This is a genomic window from Halomonas shantousis (assembly GCF_054654615.1).
The window spans coordinates 2,882,865-2,904,242 of sequence record NZ_BAAIER010000002.1 but is presented as its reverse complement, the minus strand read 5'-3'; the positions used below and the strand labels follow the sequence as shown (position 1 = coordinate 2,904,242).

Below are 21,378 nucleotides of genomic sequence, written 5' to 3'. Positions count from 1 at the left end.
ATGCCGTTTACCGGCTTACAGGATCCTGTCGCTGCCTGAGCGTTCATGCCTATTCGCCTGCAAGGTTCTGGCCAGCCGGTGGTATCGACAACCGGACGGTGAGACCGTCCCATGAAAGGAAATATTCCGATGTCGCAAGATCCGTCATCGTCGATCGCAAAGTTCCGCTTGCTGCCGCTACTGCTAGCTGTCTCCCTTGCTTCCCAGGCACAGGCCGCCGATCTATGGACCATCACTCAGGATGCGCTGGCCAGCAACGCTGCATTGAACTCGTCCCGGGCAACCTTCAGCAGTGTCGAGGAAGCACGTGACGTTCAGCGTGGCGACCTGCTGCCTCAAGTCGGAGCCAGCGGCGAAGTGGCCCACAGCGAAACCATCGAGAGCCAGTCGTCGGGCGCTGCGGGGGGGGGCGCCGGCAGCAGCGCGGCCGGTGATGACCGTTACAACTCCGTTTCCGCCGGCTTGGAAGTCACCCAGGCATTGTTCGATGCCAGAAACTATTACGAGCTCAAGCTGGCGGAGCAGCAGATCGGACAGCAGGCGCTGCTGCTCGAGGGCGATCAGCAGAGCCTGCTGTATAACGTCGCCGCGGCCTACTTCGAGATTCTGCGCGACAAGGACGTGCTCGATGCGCTGGTGGCGCAGGAGAAGGCGATCGGGCGCCAGCTCGAGCAGTCGCGCGAGCAGTTCGAAGTCGGATTGATCGCGATTACCGACGTTCACGAGGCGCAGGCGACCTTCGATCTGGCGCGGGCGCAGCGTATTGCCGCCGAAAGCGACCTGCAGGTCAGCTTCGAGGAACTGGAGGAGCTGACCGGGCGGCGTTATGAAAGCATCGAGGGCTTGGCCGAGGATATCCCCATCGAGCCTCCCCAGCCTGTCAGCCGCGATGCCTGGGTGACGATGGCCATGGAAAACAGCCCTGTCGTGCAGGCGGCCCAGGAGGGCATCGATCTGTCCCGTTTCCAAGTGGATATTGCCCGTGCGCAGCACTATCCCACCGTGGATGCCTTCGCCAATTATCAGTACTCCGATAACGACCAGGACGCGCTGCGTGGGCACAACGAGGGAGCTCAGGTCGGCCTGAGCCTCAACTGGTCCATTTTCAATGGCGGCTCCACCCTGGCGTTGATTCGCCAGAATACCTATGAGCTGGAAGCGACACAGTACGATTTCGAGTCTCAGCGTCGCAGCACGACCCAGCAGGTGCGTTCCCTGTTCACTCTGGTCAGCAACAACGTGCAAACGATCGAGGCCCGCCGCCAGGCCATCGTTTCCAACCGCAGTGCGCTGGAAGCGACCCGCTCCGGATACGAGGTCGGTACGCGTAATATCGTCGATGTGCTGACGGCGGAGCAGAATCTCTACAACGCTCTGGCCAATTACGCCGAGTCGCGTTACGACTACATCATCAACCTGCTGAGCCTGCGCCAACAGGCGGGGATTCTCGAGCCCGAAGTCATCCAGCAATTGAATGAATGGCTGCGCGAGGACCAGACGGTTTCCCTGACACTGCCTGACGGCGGCACCATGAGCCGTGGGTTGGACGATATCGGGGCACGGCCAACGCCGCCTTCCTCCTGATGTACTGGCGCTTGCCGGTATCATGGCGTCACGGCGTGGTACCGGCAGGCGTCGAGCTCTGATTCTTTCCACTTGCGGAGGAGCTTGGCATGTCCCGGCCTCTGGTCGCTGACATCGATCTCGATGCGCTACGCTACAACTACCGTCTTGCACGCGACCTCGCGCCGCATAGCCAGGCATTGGCCGTGCTCAAGGCCGATGCCTACGGGCATGGAGCCGTGGCCTGCGCCAGGGCACTGGAGGATATCGCGCCGGCCTTCGCCGTGGCCTGCATCGAAGAAGCCGTTGTGCTGCGCGAGGCCGGCATCACCCGTCCCGTGGTACTGCTCGAGGGGTTTTTCGACGCCACCGAACTGCAACTGATCGACTCGCTGGGGTTATGGACGGCCGTGCACAGTCAGTGGCAGGTTCAGGCGCTTCTTGCCTACCACCCTCGTCGCCCCATTCCGACGTGGGTGAAGTTCGACTCCGGCATGCATCGTCTGGGGTTCGGAGCGGCAAGTTTCGAATCGGTCTGGCAGCGGCTGAAGGCGGCCCCGCAGCAGGTGAGCGATCTGCATCTGGTCACACACTTCGCGACGGCCGATGCGCTGGATCCCGAATATTTCCAGCGCCAGATGGCCAGTGTCGAGGCTCTGCGCACAAGGCTCGACGCTCCCGTGTGTCTTGCCAATTCGCCCGCTACGCTGGCCTGGCCGCAGGCCCATGGCGACTGGAACCGTCCGGGCATCATGCTCTATGGCTGCGATCCGCTGGAAGGGGCCAACGATGCCAGCCGCTCCCTCAAGCCCGTAATGACGCTGCGCTCGGAGGTGATTGCCGTTCAGGAACTGGCACCGGGTGAGCCGGTGGGCTATGCCGGACGCTGGAGGGCGCCGCGTCCGTCGCGCATCGGCGTGGTCGCGGCGGGGTACGGGGACGGTTACGATCGTCATGCCATCGATGGCACGCCGGTGCTGGTGGACGGGCAGCGAACGGGGCTGGCCGGCAAGGTGTCGATGGACATGCTCACGGTGGATCTCACCGACCTGCCCGACGCAGGCGTCGGCAGCACGGTCACGCTCTGGGGCGAGGGGCTGCCGGTGGAAGAGGTCGCCGGATACTGCGACACCATCAGCTACACCCTGCTGACCGGGGTGCTGCCGCGAGTGCCGCGCCGCTATCATGGCGCCGGTGTCGATTGACCGCTGAAGGGCAGAAATCCGCTACAATGGGGCGCATTGTGCTGACTCGAGAGTAACATGGCCAAGAAAGCCTTTCCTGACCACTTTGCGCACCCTCGCTACTGGCCTACCTGGCTTGCCATTATCCTGATGCGTATCGGTGCCTGGCTGCCCTGGCGACTCAAGCTGATGGTGGGGCGAACGATCGGCGTTCTCGCCTGGCGCTTCGCGACCAGCCGGCGGCGCATCACCGAAACCAACCTGGCGCTGTGTTTTCCCGAGAAGAGCGAGGAGGAGCGCGCGCGGTTGGTACGGCAGACCTTCATCGCCAATGGCATCGGCATTCTCGAAACGGCCACCGGCTGGTGCCGCGATCCCGAGCATCTGCGTCACCGCGTGACCTTCCAGGGCGCCGAGCATATGGAGCGCGCCATGGCCCAGGGCAAGGGGGCGCTGATCATCGGCATTCACTTCTCGACGCTGGATCTCGGCGGGGCGCTGCACTCGCTGTTCTTCCCCGCCGACGTCGTTTACCGCCCGCACGACAATCCACTGTTCGAGCGCTTCATGACCCGGGCGCGTCGGCATATCTTTGGCGCCGCCATCGACCGGCACGATCTGCGTGGCGTGGTACGGCGCATCAAGGCGGGACATGCGGTGTGGTACTCGCCCGATCAGGATTTCGGTCGCGATGTCAGCGTCTTCGCGCCGTTCTTCGGTATCCAGGCGGCCTCGATCAAGCTCACGGCCAAGATCGCCCGCATGACCGGTGCCCCCGTCATGCCGCTGATCTTTCACCGCAACCCCGATAACCGCACCTATACGCTGGAATATCTTCCTGCACTTGAAAATTTTCCATCCGGTGACGAGGTTGCCGATGCCACCCAGGTGAACGCGGTGATCGAGGGCGCGATTCGCCGTCATCCCGAGCAGTATCTGTGGCTGCACCGTCGCTTCAAGACCCGGCCAGCGGGAGAGGCCAAGTTCTACTGAGCTGCCATTCCGGTTATTCCACGGCGCACTTGTCTACCCTGAACAAGACGAATCTTGACGGAACGCCAAAACATTACGATTCTCTAAGGTGTAACCGAGGCCAACGATTGGCCAGTAAGGAAACCCAAGCCGAACAAGGATGCTGAACATGCTGAACTACGCGATCATTTTTCTGGTCATTGCGATTATTGCCGGGGTGCTGGGCTTCGGGGGCATCGCCGGTGCCGCCGCGACCATCGCCAAGGTGCTCTTCTTCGTCTTCCTGGTGCTCTTCGTCATTTCCCTGATTCGCAGCCGGAAATAGCCCTGACGGGCCGGCGTAGGCGCCGCTCGAGCAGCAGGATGTCAACCAGACAAAAGAGCCCGCGGAAATGAACTGCACCCCGAAAGTTGGACAGCCAAGCCAACCTTCGGGGTGTTTTTATGAAGAAGCAGTACGACGAAAGGTTCAAGCTGCGGGTGGTGCAGCAGTGTTTACGTGAGGACACCAGCCTAAGGGAGTTGGCTCGCCAGCATGGCCTGGACGAGTCGAGCCTACGGCAATGGCGGGACAACTACCGGCAGCATGGCGCGCTGGGCCTGCGCAGGAAGTACCGTCACCGCAGTGCGGCATTCAAGCTGGCGGTACTTGAGAGGATGTGGCGGGATGGCTTGTCACGGCGCCAGGCTGCTGTCCTGTTCGATATCCGTGAGTGTGGTGCTATTGGCAGATGGGAACAGCAGTATCATAGTGGAGGATTGAGCGCGCTGGCGCCGAAGCGAAAGGGACGACACCCGATGGCCAAGAAGCCTTCTTCATCGCCACCCCCGCCTGATCGCGAACGCTCCCACGAGGAGTTGCTCGAGGAACTGGCGTACCTGCGGGCGGAGAACGCCTACCTAAAAAAGCTCGATGCCTTGACCCGCGAGAAGCGGGCGGCGATGCGGGGCAAAAAGCCCAAGCCGTCCAAGGGTTAAGGAATGAGCATCCGCTGGTTCTGCTGCTACGTGCGGCAGAGCTGCCGCGCAGTACGTTTTACTTCCGGATCAAGGGGCAGGACGCTGTCGATCGGTACGCCTCCCTGAAGGCGCGTATCCAGGCAACCTATGAACGTCACCAAGGGCGCTATGGCTATCGTCGTATCACTGCTGTCCTCCGCCAGGCAGGCGAGACGATCAATCATAAGACTGTCCAGCGCTTGATGCAGCAACTGGGCTTGAAATCTCTGGTTCGGCCAAAGCGGTATCGCGCTTACCGAGGATCGGTAGGGCGTGTAGCTCCCAATGTACTCGACCGCCAGTTTCAGGCCCCCGGTCCCAACCAGAAGTGGGTCACTGATATCACGGAGTTCAACATCGACGGGCAGAAGCTGTATCTCTCCCCCATCATGGATCTCTACAACGGCGAAATCGTGGCCTATCAGACCGGTAGGCGTCCCGACCTCTCACTGGTGAAGCGCATGCTGCATCAGGCGTTTGGCCGCTTGAAGAACTCGGACCGGCCACTGCTGCACTCCGATCAGGGGTGGCATTACCAGCATCCCGCCTATCGTGCCCTGGTGGCAGGGCAGGCGCTGACGCAAAGCATGTCACGCAAGGGCAACTGCCTGGACAATGCCGCGATGGAGAGTTTCTTTGGCACCCTGAAAGCCGAGTACTTCCATCTGAGCCGGTTCGACACTGTCGAGCAGTTGCAGCAGGGCCTCGACCGGTACATCCATTATTACAACCACGAGCGAATCAAGATGAAACTAAAAGGCCTGAGCCCCGTGCAATACAGGACTCAGGCCTTGAGCGCCGACTGAATGAACCGTCCAACTATTGGGGGTCACTTCAAAATTCCGCGGGCTCTTTTACATCGTGGGCACGGCTGAGCGGAGAGGGCCGATCAGGCGTCGATACGCTTGTACTTCATGCGCTTGGGCGTGTCGCTGCCGACGCGCTTGTGATAGTCCGCTTCGTAGTCGCTGTAGTTGCCCTCGAAGAACATGACCTGGGACTCACCTTCGTAGGCCAGGATGTGCGTGGCAATGCGATCCAGGAACCAGCGGTCGTGGGAGATCACCATGGCGCAGCCGGGGAAGGCCAGCAGGGCCTCTTCCAGGGCGCGCAGGGTCTCGATGTCAAGGTCGTTGGAAGGCTCGTCGAGCAGCAGCACGTTGGCCCCTTGCTTCAGGGTCTGGGCCAGCTGCAGGCGGCCACGCTCGCCCCCCGAGAGTTCGGAGAGACGCTTCTGCTGATCGGTGCCCTTGAAGTTGAAGCGTCCCACATAGGCACGCGACGAGACTTCATAGCCATTGATGTTGAGCATGTCCTGGCCGTCGGAGACCGCTTGCCACACCGTCTGCTTGTCGTCGAGATTGTCACGCAACTGCTCGACATAGGCGATATCCACGGTATCGCCTACCACGACCTCGCCGGTGTCGGGCTGCTCGGTGCCGTTGATCAGCTTGAACAGTGTCGACTTGCCCGCACCGTTACCACCGACGATGCCGACGATGGCGCCCTTGGGCACCTGGAGGGAGAGATCCTCGAACAGCACCCTGTCTTCGAAGCGCTTGGAGACGTTGTGCAGTTCGATGACCTTGTCACCCAGGCGCGGACCGGGCGGAATGTAGATCTCGTTGGTCTCGTTGCGCTTCTGGTAGTCGCCGGACTGCATCTCCTCGAAGCGGTTCAGGCGCGCCTTGCTCTTGGCCTGACGGCCCTTGGCGCCCTGGCGGACCCACTCGAGCTCCTGCTTGATGGCGCGTTGACGCGAGGCCTCCTGCTTGGCTTCCTGCTCGAGGCGCTTCTCCTTGGACTCCAGCCACTGGGAGTAGTTGCCCTCGAAAGGGATGCCGTGGCCGCGGTCGAGCTCGAGAATCCAGCCGGCGACATTGTCCAGGAAGTAGCGGTCGTGGGTGATCGCAACCACGGTGCCGCTGTAGTCGTGCAGGAAGCGCTCCAGCCAGGCGACGGACTCGGCGTCGAGGTGGTTGGTCGGCTCGTCGAGCAGCAGCATGTCGGGGCTCGACAGCAGCAGACGGCATAGTGCCACGCGGCGGCGCTCACCGCCGGAGAGTACACCGACCTTGGCGTCCCAGGCCGGCAGGCGCAGCGCCTCGGCAGCCACTTCCAGCTTGCGCTCGAGGTTGTGGGCATCGGCCGCCTCGATCAGGTTTTCCAGACGCGCCTGCTCACTGGCCAAGGCGTCGAAGTCGGCCTCCGGCTCGGCATAGGCGGCGTAGACGGCGTCGAGTTTCTGCTGCGCTTCGGTGATATGCGACAGTGCCTCCTCGACGGTCTCGCGGACGGTCTTGTCGTCGTCGAGCTCCGGCTCCTGGGGCAGATAGCCGACATTGATGCCCGGCATTGCCCGGGCTTCACCGTTGTATTCCGTGTCGACCCCGGCCATGATCCGCAGCAGTGTGGACTTGCCCGCACCGTTGAGACCGAGTACGCCGATCTTCGCGCCGGGGAAGAAGGACAGCGAGATGTCCTTGAGAATCTCACGCTTGGGGGGCACGACCTTGCCCACCCGGTTCATGGTGTAAACGTATTGCGCCATGGATATCCGGTTCGTTGGAGGGTGAAGAATGGCTTTAAATGATAGTGGCCGACCGCCTTAAAGGCCAGTGTCGCCTTGGCGGCTTCCCCCCACTGCCATCGGCATGAACGAAAACGGACGCCTTCGGGCGTCCGTCACGGAACATCGGCGAAACAGCGGGGCACAGCGCTGGCTACTCTTCCTCGTCGCTGTAATCGTTGAGCCAGTCGTCCTCGATGGCCCGCTTCAGGCGACGTTCCTCGAGCAGGGCCTCCACCTGACGCCGGACGCGCAGCGTGTCGGCTCGACTGCTGCGGGGACGGCTGAAGTGCTCGTCGTTGACGGCATCGAAAAAATCCTGCTCGTCGGCGAAATCCTCACGGCTCATGCGAGACCCTCCCGTGGAATAACATCCCGTTGATGTTTTCGGCTATATAGCGTCTCGCGATGTCGGATGCAACCCCTTGCGGCGAAATCTTTCCGGTGCGCCCCGGCGCGACTACGTTTCTGCTTCCGCTTCCACCTCGGGCAGGCGGTGCGCCGAGACCGCGGCGCCCAGCGCGCAGACGGCCAGAATCAACAACAGCCCGGCGCTGCCGGCCCACTGTGCCAGTAAACCGATCATCATGCCGAGCACCAGCATCAGTACTCCCGTGAAGGTGTTGGACATGGCCACATACAGGGCGCGATGACCCTCATCCGCCATATCCAGCACGTAGGTCTTGCGGCCCATGCGCACGCCGGCATGGGCAATCATCAGTGCGGCATAGACAGCGGCGTAAGGCCAGGTCGCGTGGCTCCAGTCGCCCGGCGCCCAGGCGATCAGGGCGGCGGCAATACAGCAGGCCGCGGCGGCGATACCGCTATCGCGCATGACGCCACGGCTCGAACGGTCGGCCCGCTTGCCCCAGATCGGATTGGCGATCATGCCGGCAAGCCCCGAGACGACGATCATCAGGCCCAGGCCGCTCAGTTCAGTGCCACTTTGCTGCTGGCCGAGCAGCGCGATGTAGGGAAGCGCCAGGGCGCTGGACAGCAGCAGGGCGCGGGACAGATTGAAATGCAGGAAGTGGCGATCCTGGCGCATCAGACGTATGCCGTCGCTAATGCTCTCCCAGGCATTATTGCCACCTTGGGTCGCGCCGGGCGCCTCGCGAATCAGGGCGGCACATGCAGCGTTGACGACCCACCCCAGAGCCGCCACGCCCAGCAGAACCGCCAGCACCGGCCCGCCGCGATCGTTCTCGAACAGCATGAGCAATGCACCGGCAGCCAGGGTCACGGCACCGGCCATGCTGGCGCTCCAGCCCATCAGGTTGCCGCGACGCTGCTTGGCGATGGTCTTGCCGAGTACATCCTTGGTGGCGATCGAAGAGAGTCCTCGGCCCAGCGCCAGCGCCGTCAGCGTCATCAATACCAGGGCACCGCCCCAGGAGCCATGCCCGAACAGCGCAAGCAGGGCGAATCCCGCAGCGCAGACGGCCTGGATGAGGCCGCCGATCATCCACACCCACTTGCGGATGGGCTTGAGCCGGATGTAGCCGGCAATCAGTAGCTGCGGCAATAGCGCACCCGCTTCGCGGATCGGCACGACCAGGCCCACCATCCAAACCGGCGCGCCTATGGCGCCCAGCAGCCAGGGCAATACCAGGCGGGCGCTGGAAAGCTCATCGGCCAATTTGTTGCCCAGTGCCGCGACCAGATGTCGAAAAAAGTTGCCTGGCTGGGCGCGGCAGGCGCTTTCAGAGATATCCCGGCACATCCGGTTGTCGTCGTCACCCGTTAGCCACTCGTACAGGCGCCTTTGGGTGATGGCTCTGTCGGCCATGCAATCCTTCCTTGTTGCAGTCAATGAACGAAACGTAAGGGACGGGCACGGCCGGCTTGAGCCATTCCGCTTGCCCAGCGCATCATGGCGACAGGAAAGCCCCGACAACCGCTGTCATGGGCGTAAAGCATCGACGACCTTTCAACATGACTCAGCGAGGAAGATATCCATGGCCCGCGTTCGTATCCATTATTGTACCCAATGCCAATGGCTGCTGCGTGCCGGTTGGTACGCCCAGGAGCTGCTCTCCACCTTCGGCGAGGATCTCGAACAGGTCGCTCTGGCGCCCAGTCATGGCGGACACTTCGAAGTGCTTTTCGACGAGGAAACCCTCTGGGAGCGCAAGCGTGACGGGGGGTTTCCCGATATCAAGGAACTCAAGCGCCGCGTCAGGGATCGGCTCGATCCGCAGCGTGACCTGGGGCACATCGATCGCTGAACCGGTCATTGTCACCGCTTGCGTGGGTGATACATCGAACGAAGCGTTAAGAAAAAAGGAACGGTCGACGACCGACAAAGGGACCGCCGCCATTCGGGACGTTACCGGAGCATGGCTCGACGTTGGGAAGAGAACATGACGCAAGACCGCGAGGCGATACTCTATGGGCTGGGGGCCGTGGCGCTATGGTCGACGGTGGCGACTGCCTTCAAGCTGGCCCTGCAGGACATGACGCCGGTGGAGCTGATGTGGATCGCCGCGATCGTTTCCTGGGCCCTGATGGGCGTGCTGGTCGCCTGGCAGGGGAAGTTCCGGCAGGCGTTGGGGGAGGGCTGGCGCACGGCGTTATGGGCGGGACTGATGAATCCCGTGGCCTATTACCTGATGTTGTTTGCCGCCTACGATCGCCTGCCGGGGCAGGAGGCCATGGCCCTCAACTATACCTGGGCGTTGACGATGGCCCTGCTGGCCGTGCCGTTGCTTGGACAACGGCTGACCGCCATGGACATGATGGCGGGACTCGTCGCCTATGCGGGCGTGTGGACCATCGCCACGCGCGGGGCGGTGTTCGAGGTGCATTTCGCCGATCCGCTCGGGGTCGGGATGGCGCTGGGGTCGACGCTGTTATGGGCGTTGTACTGGCTACTCAATGCCCGTGATCGGCGCGCGCCGCTGGTAGCCCAGTGGCAGAACTTCACTGTCGGCCTGCCGGTGTTCACGCTACTGATCGCTCTGGGACCGGGGTTCCGCTGGTATGGCTGGCAGAGCCTGGGCGCGGGAGTCTACGTAGGGCTGTTCGAAATGGGCGTAGCCTTCGTCCTCTGGCAACTTGCCGTACACAAGATATCGCGGACGGCCCGGATCTCGAATCTGATCTTCCTGTCACCTCCGGTGTCCTTGTTGTTGCTGCATCTCGTGGTCGGCGAACCGATTCTGGGTTCGACGCTGGTGGGGCTGGCGCTGATCCTGGCCGGGCTGGGGTTGCAGCAGCTGCAACGGGCGCCCGCGTCGACACCGGCCTGAACGGAATTCCGTGGCGGCTCTGTCAATCCTGGGGCTCATCCAGCATCGGCGCGAGCTTTTCCCAGACATTGTTCAGTATGGTCGCCTGTGCCTTGCCGTTGGGATGAATGCCGTCCTCCTGCATCATGTCCTCGGTCAGCGCCACACCTTCGAGGATGAAGGGCACCAGGTGCACATCGTACTCGTCGACGAGCTGGCGAAAGACGCCGCGGAACGCATCGACGTAGGTCGAGCCATAGTTGGGCGGCATCTCGATGCCGAGCAGGAGCACGCGGGCCCCGGCGGCTTGACTGTTCTCGATCATGTTGGCCAGATTGAGCTTCATCTGATGGGGCGAGAGCCCACGCAGCCCATCGTTGCCGCCAAGCTCGAGCAGCACGATGTCCGGGTCGTGTCGCTGGAGTAGCTCGGGTAGACGCGCCATGCCGCCGGAGGTCGTTTCGCCACTGATGCTGGCATTGATGACCTCGTGCTCGTCGCCCAGGCGCTCCTGGAGCTGGTGAACCCAGCCGCGTTCGCGATCGATGCCGTAGGCAGCGCTAAGGCTGTCGCCCATGACCAGCAGCGTGTCGGCGTATACTGGATTTGCCTGCACAGCGCCTAGCCACAATGTGGCCACTAATCCGCTCCACGCCAGGAAACGCGTGAAAACAGGAACACCTTCCACCATGTCCAACTCCTTGTGTGCGTCACGGAAATCCATTTTACATGCTCGCCGCCTCGGCAAGCGGGTCACCAGCGGCGAGCGGTCCTTGACCATTCTCGACGAGCTGGCCTTCGATGTGTTCGCCGGCGAGAGCGTGGCCATCCTGGGCAGCTCCGGTGCCGGCAAGTCGACACTGCTTGGCCTGCTGGCGGGACTCGACAGCCCGACTTCCGGTGAGCTGACCCTGTTCGGCGAGTCCATGCCCGACCTCGACGAAGACGGGCGTGCCAAGTTGCGTGCTGGCCGGGTCGGCTTCGTGTTTCAGAATTTCCAGCTGCTGCCGACCCTGACGGCGCTGGAAAACGTCCTGCTGCCACTGGAGCTGGTCCCTCAGGGGGACTTGGCGCGCCGTGGCCGTGAAGCGCTGGCCCGCGTGGGCCTGGGTGAACGCCTCGATCACCTGCCCAAACAGCTTTCCGGGGGCGAGCAACAGCGTGTTGCGGTGGCCCGTGCCTTTGTCACCCGGCCCGAACTGGTGTTCGCCGACGAGCCTACCGGCAACCTGGATCGCGCCACGGGTAGAAAGATCATCGATTTGTTGTTCGAACTCAACCGCGAGGCGGGCACGACTTTAGTGCTGGTTACCCATGATCATAGCTTGGCCAGACGCTGCCAGCGCTGCCTGCGCCTCGAAAACGGCAAGCTCCATGAGGTGCTTCCCGATGAGGTGGAGGCATGAGATTGCTTGCTCTGTCCGCCAAGGGGCTGAGGCGAGACATGCGCGCTGCCGACGTGCGCGCCCTGTTCCTGGCTCTGGCCCTGGCGGTCGCCGCCTCGACCATGATCGGTTTCTTTCTTGACCGGCTCGATCGCGCCCTGACGCGGCAGGCCGGCCAATTATTGGGTGGCGACCTAGTCTTGGAACAGGGTAGCCCGTTTGACGCTTCGTTGCGCCATGAATTCGAATCCGTCGGTTTGATGACCAGCACTCAGGTCGATCTGGTCTCGATGCTCAGCCATGAGGATGCCTTTCAACCCGTCAGCGTCAAGGTCGTGGACGAGGCCTATCCGCTGTACGGGCAGGTACATGTGGAGCGTCGCGAGGGGGAGGAGGCCGTGGCCCACGGGCCGTCACCCGGCACCTTGTGGGCGGCGCCAAGGTTGGCGATTCTGCTGGGCGTCGAACTTGGCGACCAGGTCCGGCTCGGCAATGCCGTGTTGACGCTGGATGGTTTCATTCAGCGTGAGCCGGATCAGCAGGCCGGTTTTGCCAGCTTCAATCCCCGCGTGATGATGAACCTGGCGGACCTCGGCGCTACCGAGCTGATCCGGCCTGGATCGCGGGTCGAATACGAGCTGCTGGCACGGGGCGCGCCCGCTGCGGTGGCCGCGGTGGAAGATCGCCTGCAGGCACTGAAAGCGCAGGGGGTACGTGTCCAGGATGTGCGTGAGGATCGCCCGCGCCTGGGCAGCGCACTGGAGCGGGCCGAAAAGTATCTCAGTCTCGCCGGTCTGGCCGCCGTGCTGCTGGCGGGAGTTGCAGTCGCCATGGCCACGCGTCGTTACGTCGATCGGCATCTGGACACGGCGGCCCTGTTGCGTTGCTTCGGCGGTACGCAGCGTCAACTGGCATGGCTTTTCAGCCTGCAGCTGCTGTGGCTGGCGCTGGCCGCGTCGGGGGTGGGGGCGCTACTGGGGCTGGTGGGGCAGGCCGGGTTGTTGGCGTTGTTGACTCGTTTTCTGCCGCTGGAATTACCGCCGCCGGGACCGCTGCCCTTGTTGCTTGGCGTGCTCACGGCACTGGCAGTGCTGGTCGGTTTTGCCGGTCCCACACTGCTGCGGCTGCAGCGTGTCAGTGCGCTCAAGGTGCTGCGCCGCGAACTCGACCCGCTGCCCGCCTCGGCGTGGGCCGTGGTCGGTGTGGCCAGCCTGGTGTTCGGCGCGCTGTTGTGGCTGTACTCGGGTGATCTCGCCCTGTCGGCCGGTCTGTTGGCCGGTGGGCTGGTGGCGCTGGCGCTACTGTGGTTACTGGGGCGGGGATTGCTGACGATCGTTTTGCACTTGGCGCAAGCCGTGCCGGGCGGAGCATCCGCAGGCGCTGGGCGAGGGCAAGCCTTGCGTCTGGGAGGGCGTCAGCTGGCCAGACGCCGACAGGCGAGTCTCGGTCAGCTGCTGGCCTTTGCCGTGACCTTTGCCGCCATGGCCATGATCGCCCTGGTGCGCGGCGATCTGCTGACCACTTGGCAGGCCCAGTTGCCCGAGGACACACCGAACTATTTCGCCATCAACATCCAGCCCGCCGAACGCGAGCCGTTCAATACCCTGCTGGAGGGGCGGACCGACGAACCGGCCGTATTGTATCCCATGGTGAGGGGACGGGTTTCGGCCATCAATGGCGAACTGCCGCGTGATGCGGTACCCGCAGAGCAACGTGATGCCAATGCCTTGCACCGTGAGCTCAACCTGACGTGGCGGGCCAGTCTGCCGGAGGGCAATCGCCTCGTGGCCGGGCAGTGGTTCGATACGCTGGACGAACAGGATATCCAGACAGGCGCGGTACCGATCTCCATGGAGCAGGGGCTGGCTGACCGCCTCGGCCTGGGGCTGGGCGATCAGACCACTTTCACCATCGGCAGTCAGGAGATTACCGGACAGATCACCAGCCTGCGCAGTCTCGACTGGGAGAGTTTCAAGCCCAATTTCTTTGTCATTTTCCCGCCGGGCGTTCTTGAGCGATTCGGGCACAGCTATATCACGGCCTTTCATCTCGACGAGGAGGGCCAGGCGCTGATCGGTGAACTGGTACGAAAGTTTCCCGGCATTTCATTGCTCAATGTCGACGCCATCCTCGGACAGGTCCGCGAACTGCTGGCCCAGGTGACCCGGGCCGTGGAGTTCGTGCTCGGGTTCGTGCTGCTGGCGGGGATCAGCGTACTCTATGCCGCGATGACGGCCAGCCGGCCGATGCGCGCACACGAAAGTTCACTGCTGCGGACCTTTGGCGCCGGCAATCGCTTGATCTCGCGAATGCAGGCAGCCGAGTTCGCCTTGCTGGGGCTGACCAGTGGGCTGATGGGGGCGCTGCTGGCGGAGGTCGCAGCTGCGGGCATCTATCTGGGCTGGCTGGACCTTGCGCCTCGCCTGCATTGGCAGATGTGGCTGGTCATGCCGCTGGGCGGTGCATTGGCCATCGGCGTGATCGGCTATCTGCTGTCACGCAGTGTCCGCCGGCAGACGCCCATGGATAGCCTGCGCCTGCTGGGCGAAGTGTGAGAGCGGGGCCGGTGTGAATGAGCCATCCTCGGGTCGGCATGACGCCGTTTCATGTGAAAGCCGCCGGGGGGTGAGGTATCATGGCGGCCTTCCTATTTGTCCTGCGGCGTTCCCGCCGTGCTGATCATCCCTGAGTCGAGGTTCCCCGCCGATGTTCACCCGTGACATGCAGATTGCCGGTTTCGATGACGCCCTGTGGCAAGCGATGGAGCAAGAGGTTGCTCGCCAGGAAGCGCATATCGAGCTGATCGCTTCCGAGAACTACACCAGCCCGCGCGTCATGCAGGCGCAGGGATCGCAGCTGACCAACAAGTACGCCGAAGGCTACCCCGGCAAGCGCTACTATGGGGGGTGCGAATTCGTCGACAAGGTCGAGCAGCTCGCCATCGATCGTGCCTGCGAGCTGTTCGGGGCCAGCTACGCCAACGTCCAGCCGCACTCCGGCTCCCAGGCCAACAGTGCGGTATTCCAGGCACTGGTCACACCGGGCGACACCGTGCTGGGCATGAGCCTCGACGCGGGTGGTCATCTGACGCACGGCGCCAAGCCGAGCTTCTCGGGCAAGCACTACAACGCCGTGCAGTATGGCCTGAACGATGAAGGCTTGATCGACTACGACGAGGTGGCCCGCCTGGCACGCGAGCATCAGCCGAAGATGATCATCGCCGGTTTCTCCGCCTACTCGCGGATCATCGATTGGGCGCGGTTCCGCGAGATCGCCGACGAGGTGGGCGCGTACCTGTTCGTCGACATGGCGCACATTGCCGGTCTGGTCGCCGCCGGTTGCTACCCCAGTCCGATGCCGCATGCGCATGTGGTGACCACCACCACGCACAAGACGCTGCGCGGTCCGCGTGCCGGCCTGATTCTCTCCGCCAGTGGCGATGCCGACCTTTACAAGAAGCTCAACTCCGCCGTCTTCCCCGGTGGCCAGGGCGGCCCCCTGATGCATGCCATCGCCGCCAAGGCGGTCTGCTTCAAGGAAGCCATGAGCGATGAGTTCAAGGCCTATCAGCGGCAGGTGGTCAAGAATGCCCAGGTGATGGCCGGTGTCTTCATCGAGCGTGGTTACGACATCGTCTCCGGCGGCACCGAAGACCATCTCTTCCTGCTGTCGCTGATCAAGCAGGGCATCACCGGCAAGGACGCGGATGCCGCACTCGGCCGTGCGCACATCACCGTCAACAAGAATGCCGTGCCGAACGATCCGCAGAGCCCGTTCGTCACCTCCGGCCTGCGTATCGGTACCCCGGCGGTCACTACCCGCGGCTTCGGCGAGGTTGAGTGCCGTGATCTGGCCGGTTGGATCTGCGACATTCTCGACGCCATGGTCAAGGGCGACGCCAGTGCCATGGAGGACGAGGTGCGCGGCAAGGTCGAAGCCGTCTGCACACGCTTCCCCGTCTATCGCTGAAATCCTTTTCCTGCGCTTTCGTATCGTCCCCGCCGGCAGCTGCCGGCGGGGATTTTTTATGTCGGCAGCCAGGCTATCTCGCCCACATTACCGAAATGAATATTCCTATATAAAACAAATGGTTAAATAGTTTTTTAGACCATGGTCTAACATGAGCGGTCGGTATCATAGGTTGCAGCTATGTCGGACATAGATTATTTCTAGTCCTACTTGATGGCAGAGAAGAGCGATGCCCACGCCTGATACCGTTAGCAGTACCCGAGGGTCACGTCCCGATATCGCCGAGCTGCTCGCCGAGGCGATCTTCAGTGGTCGCTATGTTCCGGGGGACCTGATCCCGCGCGAACTCGATCTGTGCGACCAATATGGCGTCAGCCGCAGTACGGTGCGCAGTGCCTTGCAGAACATGGTTGCGGCCGGTCTGGTGGTACGGATATCGGGGCAGGGTACGCGGGTACGCGATTTTGCCGAGTGGCACCTGCTCGATCCCAAGGTCACCGAGTGGATGGCGCGCTATGCGCAGCCCAACCCGCGCTTTCAACGCGAAATCTTCGCTTTCCGGGTCTCCGTGGAACCGTTCGTCGCCTGGCTGGCGGCGCAGAACGCCACGGCGGTGGATCTGCTGGACATCGAGAAGGCCTATGAGGGGATGATCGAGGCGCTCAAGCAACCCGACCTGCATTGGCAAGGGAAGAGTCACGACGATTACGACGTGGCCTTTCACGAGGCGATCTTCGCGGCAACGCATAATCTGGTGTGGGCGCAGTTGAGTCATGTCCTGCGCCCTTCCATCACGCTGCTGGTGCAGCGTTCCAATCATAGCGCCAACGAGCTGAACGACAGCATGATACGCCATCGGCGTGTCATGGAGGCCATTCGCCTGCGCCAGCCTGAAGCGGCGCATGCCGCGGCGCTGGCCGTGTTGGAGCGGACCGGGCGTGATCTAGGCGTGCCCGAGTCTCCCAAGGCATTGCCGTCATTGCTGCACTCCGGTGCGGCGGTATCATGAGTGCCGGCATGTCGGTGCTCGTAACGCGGCGGAATCGACCCGCCATCACAACCTCCCGAAGCTTACCGTTTCACATAATAAGGAGTGCATCATGACCGCACGCACGCATCACAAGCTCCTCGGTGTTGCCTCGGCCATTGCCCTGGGGATGATGGCATCCGTCGCCCAGGCAGCCGAGTACGAATGGACCTTCCAGACCTCGGAGACCTCCGGCGAGCCGCAGTTCGAGATCAAGAAGGAGTGGGCCGAGGATGTCGAGGCCATGTCCGGCGGACGTATCTCGATCGAGATCCTGCCGGTCAACGCCGTCGTCCAGGCCAACCAGACCCTGCAGGCGGTCAAGTCGGGCATCCTTCAGGGTCACATGACTGATCCCAGCTATTTCACGGGCCAGAACTCGGCCTTCGGCATGATCGGTAACCTGGTCGGCGCCTGGAGCGACCCCTACGATTTCCTCGACTACATGAACAACGCCGGTGGCGAGGAACTCTACAACGAGCTGGTCGAACCCTATGGCCTGCACCTGATCGGCGCGGCGGCCACCGGCCTGGAGTCGCTGCCCTCCAGCCGGCCGATCCGCACCATCGAGGACATGAAGGGGCTCAAGCTGCGTGCGCCGGAAGGCATGGTCTACAACATCTTCGAGAAGGCGGGCGCCACGCCGGTCAACCTGCCGGGCTCCGAGGTTTACACGTCCCTGGAGAAGGGCGTGATCGATGCCGCGGACTATACCGTGTTCGCCACCAACCAGGCTCAGGGCCTGCACGAGTTCGCCAACTACCCCAACTATCCGGGCTTCCACTCGCTGCCGATGGTTTCGGTGTCGCTGAACAAGCAGATCTGGGACAGCCTGCCTGACGACCTCAAGGCGATTCTGGAAACCTCTGTCGACGCCATGGCCTACGAGATGGTCGCCGAGCTCAAGACCCGCGACATGGCCGCGGTCCGCGAAGCGCGTCAGGACCCCGATATCGAGATCATCGACATGGCGCCCGAAGAGCGCGCCAAGTTCCGCAACATCGCCAAGGATGAATGGGCTGCCTGGGCGGAAAGAAGCGAGATGAACCAGAAGATCTACGATTCCGTGGTGGCCTATCTCGAAGACCACAACCTGATGTAACTCCCTGGAGCGATCGGGCCACGGGTCGGCCCCGATCGCTCTTCGACAACGATTCAGCATGAGCGGGGCGCCTTGGCGCCCCGCGTGGAGGTGTTATGTCCGCCGAGAAACCGGACACCGATTACGCCGCCCTGTCGCACCAGGAAGGCGCCGAAAGCCCCGTCGGCGGGCCCCAGAGCGAAGGCGACGAGGTGCGCAGCGCCTTCGATCGCGGCGTGGTGTGGTGCGCCCGCGGTGCCGCCTGGCTGGTATTCATCGCCATGGCCATCAGCGTCTACGAGGTGTTCATGCGCTACGGCCTCGATTCGCCCACCTCCTGGGTTCACGAGAGCGTGGTCATGCTGGTGGCGGTCTCCTTCGCCCTGGGCGGACCGGCGGCGCTGGCCAGCAATCGCCACATCCGCGTGCGCGTGCTCTACGACAGCGCCGGGCCGCGCCTGCGCCGGTGGCTCGATCGCTTCAACGACTTCGTCACCTTCGGCTTCTGCCTGGCGATGAGCTACGCCGCCTACGTGATGTTCTGGGAGGCCTCGCACAACCCGCTCGGCGAGTGGCATCTGGAGCGCTCCGGGACCTCCTGGAACCCGCCGTTTCCCGCCCTGGTCAAGGGCATCATCATGGCCGCGCTGATCCTCATGTGCGTGCAGTCGTTCATTCACCTGATCCAGTCCCTGCGCGGCAAGCCCGCCATCCCCCCGAGCGATAACGAGGGAGCCGTGTAAATGGATATCGCCGACGGAACGCTTCTGATGGTCGGGGCGATCTTCGCCCTGCTGGTTACCGGATTGCCGCTGGCCTTCATCACCGGGCTGGTGGCGCTGGCCTTCACCTTCGGCTGGTTCGGCCCGATGGCCCTGCCGCTGGTCACCAGCCGCGTCTACGGCTTCGTCACCGAATACTCGCTGGTGGCGGTGCCCATGTTCGTGCTGATGGCCTCGCTGCTCGACCGATCGGGCATCGCCAAGGATCTGTTCAACGCCATGCGCGTGTTCGCCGGGCGCCTGCCGGGCGGGGTCGCCATCCAGACCGTGGTGGTGGCGTTCTTCCTCGCCGCGCTGTCGGGCATCATCGGCGGCGAGATCGTGCTGCTGGGGATCCTCGCCCTGCCGCAGATGCTGCGCCTGGGCTACGACAAGCACCTGTCGATCGGGGTGGTCTGCGCCGGCGGCTCGCTGGGCACGATGATGCCGCCGTCGATCGTGCTGATCATCTACGGGCTGATCGCGTCCGAGTCGATCGCCGACCTGTTCACCGCCGCCATCACCCCGGCGCTGCTGCTGATGGGCAGCTACATCGCCTACGTGCTGGTGCGCTGCCTGATCAACCCCAGGCTCGGCCCGCCGATGACCGAGGCCGACCGCCAGAGCACCTTCGCCACCAAGGGCCAGGCGCTCAAGGCGATCGTCGTGCCGGGGCTGATCGCCTTTCTGGTGCTGGGCTCGATCTACGGCGGGGTGGCCTCGGTCACCGAGGCGGCGGCGATGGGCGTGTTCGGCGTGCTGCTGGCGATCGTCGCGCGCGGCGAGTTCTCGGTGAAGACGCTGCACCAGAGCCTGGGGCAGACGCTGGTCACCTGCGGCATGATCATCTGGATCGGCATCGGCGCCGCGGCGCTGGTCGGGGTCTACAACCTGATGGGGGGCAACCGCTTCATCTCGCAGATGATCATGGGGCTCGACGTGGCGCCGATCGTGGTGATGCTGGTGATGATGGCGATCCTGCTGGTGCTGGGCATGTTCCTCGACTGGATCGGGGTGGCAATGCTGACCCTGCCGATCTTCGTGCCCATCGTCGAGCAGCTCGGCTACAGCCCGATCTGGTTCGGCATCCTGTTCGCGGTGAACATGCAGGTATCGTTTCTGTCGCCGCCATTCGGCCCGGCCGCCTTCTATCTCAAGGGCGTGGCGCCCCCGGGCATCAGCCTGAAGGACATCTTCGTCTCGCTGCTGCCGTTCATCGCCATCCAGCTGTGCGTGCTGGCCTTGCTGCTGTTCTATCCGAACCTGGCCATGTGGCTAGTGTAAGGCGAGTCGAAAACGCGGGGCCCCGCAGGCCGGCCGAGCTGAGGCCCGGTTGGCCTGCAGGCCCTGCGTTTCATCGTTTCGGACTCTCAACTGCTCCGAGCTACTCATCACTTTAGATAGGTGACGTCTTGAAAATTACCAAGCTGAAAACCTGGCAGGTACCGCCGCGCTGGCTGTTTCTCAAGATCGAGACCGATGAAGGCTGCTTCGGCTGGGGCGAGCCGGTGATCGAAGGACGTGCCGCGACCGTCGAGGCTGCGGTACATGAGCTGTCGGATTACCTCATCGGCCAGGACCCGCACCGTATCGAGCATCTCTGGAACATGATGTACCGCGCCGGGTTCTATCGCGGCGGGCCGATCCTAATGAGCGCCATTGCGGGGATCGATCAGGCCTTGTGGGATCTCAAGGGGCGCGACCTGGGCGTGCCCGTGCATCAGCTGCTGGGCGGGGCGGTGCGCGACAAGATGCGCATGTACGCCTGGACCGGCGGCGATCGTCCCAATGATATCGGCAACGGCGTCAAGACGCTGAAGGCTCAGGGCTTCACGGCGTTCAAGATGAACGGCACCGCCGAGATGGCGATCGTCGATTCCCATTCCAAGATCGACGAGGCGGTAGCGCGGGTCGCCGAGGCACGCGAAGCGGGCGGCCCCGATTTCGGCATTGCGGTCGACTTCCATGGGCGTGTCCATCGCCCGATGGCCAAGGCGCTGCTGCGCGAACTCGAGCCCTTCCATCCGATGTTCGTCGAGGAGCCGGTACTGCCCGAGCATCTGCCGAGCCTGAAGCATATCGCCACCGGGTTGGGCTATCCCATCGCTACCGGCGAGCGACTGCATACCCGTTACCAGTTCCGCGATCTGCTCGCCGATGGCATGGTCGATATCCTCCAGCCCGACCTGTCGCACTGCGGCGGGATCAGCGAAGGGCTCAAGATCGCCTCGCTGGCCTCGTGCCACGATGTGGCCCTGGCGCCGCACTGTCCGCTCGGGCCGTTGACCCTGGCCGCCTCGCTGCACCTCGATGCCGTCTCGCACAACGCGTTCATCCAAGAGCAGAGCATGGGCATTCACTACAATAAGGACAATGACGTGCTCGACTATCTGGTCGACAAATCGGCGTTGACCATCCGCGACGGTTATCTCGAGATTCCGCACGGGCCGGGGCTGGGCGTCGAGATCGATGAGGCATTCGTCGAGGAACGGGCCAAGGTCGGGCACCGCTGGCGCAATCCGGTATGGACACACGAGGATGGCTCGATCGCCGAGTGGTGACCGGTGGGCGGGAGTCATCCGCGCTCGGTCATGCGGCGTTGAAAACGCCCAGGGTCACGCATTGATGCGTGCCGACA

At 63.2% G+C, this 21,378-nt stretch carries 19 protein-coding genes; 15 read left to right on the top strand and 4 right to left on the bottom strand.

The features are described 5' to 3' along the window. Positions 1 to 129 precede the first annotated feature (129 nt). The 5 genes from ACYQ12_RS13875 to ACYQ12_RS13855 all read left to right on the top strand — a co-directional run bounded on the left by ACYQ12_RS13875 (position 130) and on the right by ACYQ12_RS13855 (position 5,524). Entirely contained in the window at positions 130 to 1,584 is a 1,455-nt protein-coding gene (locus ACYQ12_RS13875) for a TolC family outer membrane protein (RefSeq protein WP_459872825.1), read from the top strand. Positions 1,585 to 1,673: 89 nt separating this feature from the next. Continuing rightward, positions 1,674 to 2,768, top strand: a complete 1,095-nt coding sequence (gene alr, locus ACYQ12_RS13870; protein WP_459872823.1) for an alanine racemase — start codon at positions 1,674 to 1,676, stop codon at positions 2,766 to 2,768. Between the two features lie 57 nt (positions 2,769 to 2,825). Then, entirely contained in the window at positions 2,826 to 3,740 is a 915-nt protein-coding gene (gene lpxL, locus ACYQ12_RS13865) for an LpxL/LpxP family Kdo(2)-lipid IV(A) lauroyl/palmitoleoyl acyltransferase (protein ID WP_459872821.1), read from the top strand. A gap of 148 nt (positions 3,741 to 3,888) precedes the next feature. Then, on the top strand, positions 3,889 to 4,044 hold the full coding sequence (locus ACYQ12_RS13860) for a DUF1328 family protein (protein WP_459872819.1): 156 nt from the start codon (positions 3,889 to 3,891) through the stop codon (positions 4,042 to 4,044). A 119-nt stretch (positions 4,045 to 4,163) separates the two neighbouring features. Further along, positions 4,164 to 5,524, top strand: a protein-coding gene (locus ACYQ12_RS13855) for an IS3 family transposase (RefSeq protein WP_459872817.1) whose coding sequence is annotated in 2 segments (ribosomal slippage) — positions 4,164 to 4,620 and positions 4,620 to 5,524 — 1,362 coding nt in all. Because the reading frame shifts where the segments join, the coding sequence is not laid out codon by codon here. Positions 5,525 to 5,607: 83 nt separating this feature from the next. Here the strand turns inward: ACYQ12_RS13855 and ettA are convergent. The 3 genes from ettA to ACYQ12_RS13840 all read right to left on the bottom strand — a co-directional run bounded on the left by ettA (position 5,608) and on the right by ACYQ12_RS13840 (position 9,076). After that, entirely contained in the window at positions 5,608 to 7,269 is a 1,662-nt protein-coding gene (ettA, locus tag ACYQ12_RS13850; RefSeq protein WP_459872815.1) for an energy-dependent translational throttle protein EttA, read from the bottom strand. Between the two features lie 172 nt (positions 7,270 to 7,441). After that, complete coding sequence (locus ACYQ12_RS13845) at positions 7,442 to 7,636, bottom strand: PA3496 family putative envelope integrity protein (RefSeq protein ID WP_459872813.1); 195 nt, start codon at positions 7,634 to 7,636, stop codon at positions 7,442 to 7,444. Between the two features lie 111 nt (positions 7,637 to 7,747). After that, positions 7,748 to 9,076: an MFS transporter gene (locus tag ACYQ12_RS13840; protein ID WP_459872811.1), complete on the bottom strand. Its 1,329-nt coding sequence runs from the start codon at positions 9,074 to 9,076 to the stop codon at positions 7,748 to 7,750. 169 nt (positions 9,077 to 9,245) lie between these two features. Between ACYQ12_RS13840 and ACYQ12_RS13835 the strand changes: the two genes are divergently transcribed. Both ACYQ12_RS13835 and ACYQ12_RS13830 read left to right on the top strand, forming a co-directional pair. Continuing rightward, positions 9,246 to 9,515 (top strand): Rdx family protein, encoded by a 270-nt coding sequence (locus ACYQ12_RS13835; protein ID WP_459872809.1) that lies wholly within the window; start codon positions 9,246 to 9,248, stop codon positions 9,513 to 9,515. A gap of 135 nt (positions 9,516 to 9,650) precedes the next feature. Beyond that, a complete protein-coding gene (locus tag ACYQ12_RS13830; RefSeq protein ID WP_459872807.1) occupies positions 9,651 to 10,538 on the top strand; it encodes a DMT family transporter in 888 nt (295 codons plus the stop codon). Positions 10,539 to 10,560: 22 nt separating this feature from the next. On the opposite strand, the gene ACYQ12_RS13825 is transcribed toward ACYQ12_RS13830, so the two are convergent. Further along, positions 10,561 to 11,208, bottom strand: a complete 648-nt coding sequence (locus ACYQ12_RS13825; RefSeq protein ID WP_459872805.1) for an arylesterase — start codon at positions 11,206 to 11,208, stop codon at positions 10,561 to 10,563. Between ACYQ12_RS13825 and ACYQ12_RS13820 the strand changes: the two genes are divergently transcribed. The 8 genes from ACYQ12_RS13820 (at position 11,207) to dgoD (ending at position 21,301) form a co-directional block, all read left to right on the top strand. After that, on the top strand, positions 11,207 to 11,923 hold the full coding sequence (locus ACYQ12_RS13820) for an ABC transporter ATP-binding protein (protein WP_459872803.1): 717 nt from the start codon (positions 11,207 to 11,209) through the stop codon (positions 11,921 to 11,923). The genes ACYQ12_RS13825 and ACYQ12_RS13820 overlap by 2 nt on opposite strands. After that, on the top strand, positions 11,920 to 14,457 hold the full coding sequence (locus tag ACYQ12_RS13815) for an ABC transporter permease (RefSeq protein WP_459872801.1): 2,538 nt from the start codon (positions 11,920 to 11,922) through the stop codon (positions 14,455 to 14,457). Before ACYQ12_RS13820 ends, ACYQ12_RS13815 begins: the two co-directional genes overlap by 4 nt. Positions 14,458 to 14,608: 151 nt before the next feature. Then, positions 14,609 to 15,871, top strand: a complete 1,263-nt coding sequence (gene glyA, locus ACYQ12_RS13810; RefSeq protein ID WP_459872799.1) for a serine hydroxymethyltransferase — start codon at positions 14,609 to 14,611, stop codon at positions 15,869 to 15,871. Between the two features lie 229 nt (positions 15,872 to 16,100). Continuing rightward, positions 16,101 to 16,880: a FadR/GntR family transcriptional regulator gene (locus tag ACYQ12_RS13805; RefSeq protein WP_459872797.1), complete on the top strand. Its 780-nt coding sequence runs from the start codon at positions 16,101 to 16,103 to the stop codon at positions 16,878 to 16,880. Positions 16,881 to 16,971: 91 nt separating this feature from the next. Further along, positions 16,972 to 18,000: a TRAP transporter substrate-binding protein gene (locus ACYQ12_RS13800; protein ID WP_459872795.1), complete on the top strand. Its 1,029-nt coding sequence runs from the start codon at positions 16,972 to 16,974 to the stop codon at positions 17,998 to 18,000. A gap of 95 nt (positions 18,001 to 18,095) precedes the next feature. Next, a complete protein-coding gene (locus ACYQ12_RS13795) occupies positions 18,096 to 18,722 on the top strand; it encodes a TRAP transporter small permease subunit (RefSeq protein ID WP_459872793.1) in 627 nt (208 codons plus the stop codon). Beyond that, positions 18,723 to 20,024: a TRAP transporter large permease gene (locus tag ACYQ12_RS13790; protein WP_459868995.1), complete on the top strand. Its 1,302-nt coding sequence runs from the start codon at positions 18,723 to 18,725 to the stop codon at positions 20,022 to 20,024. Positions 20,025 to 20,152: 128 nt separating this feature from the next. After that, positions 20,153 to 21,301, top strand: a complete 1,149-nt coding sequence (gene dgoD / locus ACYQ12_RS13785) for a galactonate dehydratase (protein ID WP_459872791.1) — start codon at positions 20,153 to 20,155, stop codon at positions 21,299 to 21,301. The last annotated feature ends 77 nt before the right edge of the window (positions 21,302 to 21,378 follow it).

Excerpts from the sequence above, each read along its gene's own strand:
- ACYQ12_RS13875 (WP_459872825.1), top strand. The coding sequence starts at position 130 with ATGTCGCAAGATCCGTCATCGTCGATCGCAAAGTTCCGCTTGCTGCCG.
- alr (WP_459872823.1), top strand. The coding sequence starts at position 1,674 with ATGTCCCGGCCTCTGGTCGCTGACATCGATCTCGATGCGCTACGCTAC.
- lpxL (WP_459872821.1), top strand. The coding sequence starts at position 2,826 with ATGGCCAAGAAAGCCTTTCCTGACCACTTTGCGCACCCTCGCTACTGG.
- ACYQ12_RS13860 (WP_459872819.1), top strand. The coding sequence starts at position 3,889 with ATGCTGAACTACGCGATCATTTTTCTGGTCATTGCGATTATTGCCGGG.
- ettA (WP_459872815.1), bottom strand. The coding sequence starts at position 7,269 with ATGGCGCAATACGTTTACACCATGAACCGGGTGGGCAAGGTCGTGCCC.
- ACYQ12_RS13845 (WP_459872813.1), bottom strand. The coding sequence starts at position 7,636 with ATGAGCCGTGAGGATTTCGCCGACGAGCAGGATTTTTTCGATGCCGTC.
- ACYQ12_RS13840 (WP_459872811.1), bottom strand. The coding sequence starts at position 9,076 with ATGGCCGACAGAGCCATCACCCAAAGGCGCCTGTACGAGTGGCTAACG.
- ACYQ12_RS13835 (WP_459872809.1), top strand. The coding sequence starts at position 9,246 with ATGGCCCGCGTTCGTATCCATTATTGTACCCAATGCCAATGGCTGCTG.
- ACYQ12_RS13830 (WP_459872807.1), top strand. The coding sequence starts at position 9,651 with ATGACGCAAGACCGCGAGGCGATACTCTATGGGCTGGGGGCCGTGGCG.
- ACYQ12_RS13820 (WP_459872803.1), top strand. The coding sequence starts at position 11,207 with ATGTCCAACTCCTTGTGTGCGTCACGGAAATCCATTTTACATGCTCGC.
- ACYQ12_RS13825 (WP_459872805.1), bottom strand. The coding sequence starts at position 11,208 with ATGGTGGAAGGTGTTCCTGTTTTCACGCGTTTCCTGGCGTGGAGCGGA.
- ACYQ12_RS13815 (WP_459872801.1), top strand. The coding sequence starts at position 11,920 with ATGAGATTGCTTGCTCTGTCCGCCAAGGGGCTGAGGCGAGACATGCGC.
- glyA (WP_459872799.1), top strand. The coding sequence starts at position 14,609 with ATGTTCACCCGTGACATGCAGATTGCCGGTTTCGATGACGCCCTGTGG.
- ACYQ12_RS13805 (WP_459872797.1), top strand. The coding sequence starts at position 16,101 with ATGCCCACGCCTGATACCGTTAGCAGTACCCGAGGGTCACGTCCCGAT.
- ACYQ12_RS13800 (WP_459872795.1), top strand. The coding sequence starts at position 16,972 with ATGACCGCACGCACGCATCACAAGCTCCTCGGTGTTGCCTCGGCCATT.
- ACYQ12_RS13795 (WP_459872793.1), top strand. The coding sequence starts at position 18,096 with ATGTCCGCCGAGAAACCGGACACCGATTACGCCGCCCTGTCGCACCAG.
- ACYQ12_RS13790 (WP_459868995.1), top strand. The coding sequence starts at position 18,723 with ATGGATATCGCCGACGGAACGCTTCTGATGGTCGGGGCGATCTTCGCC.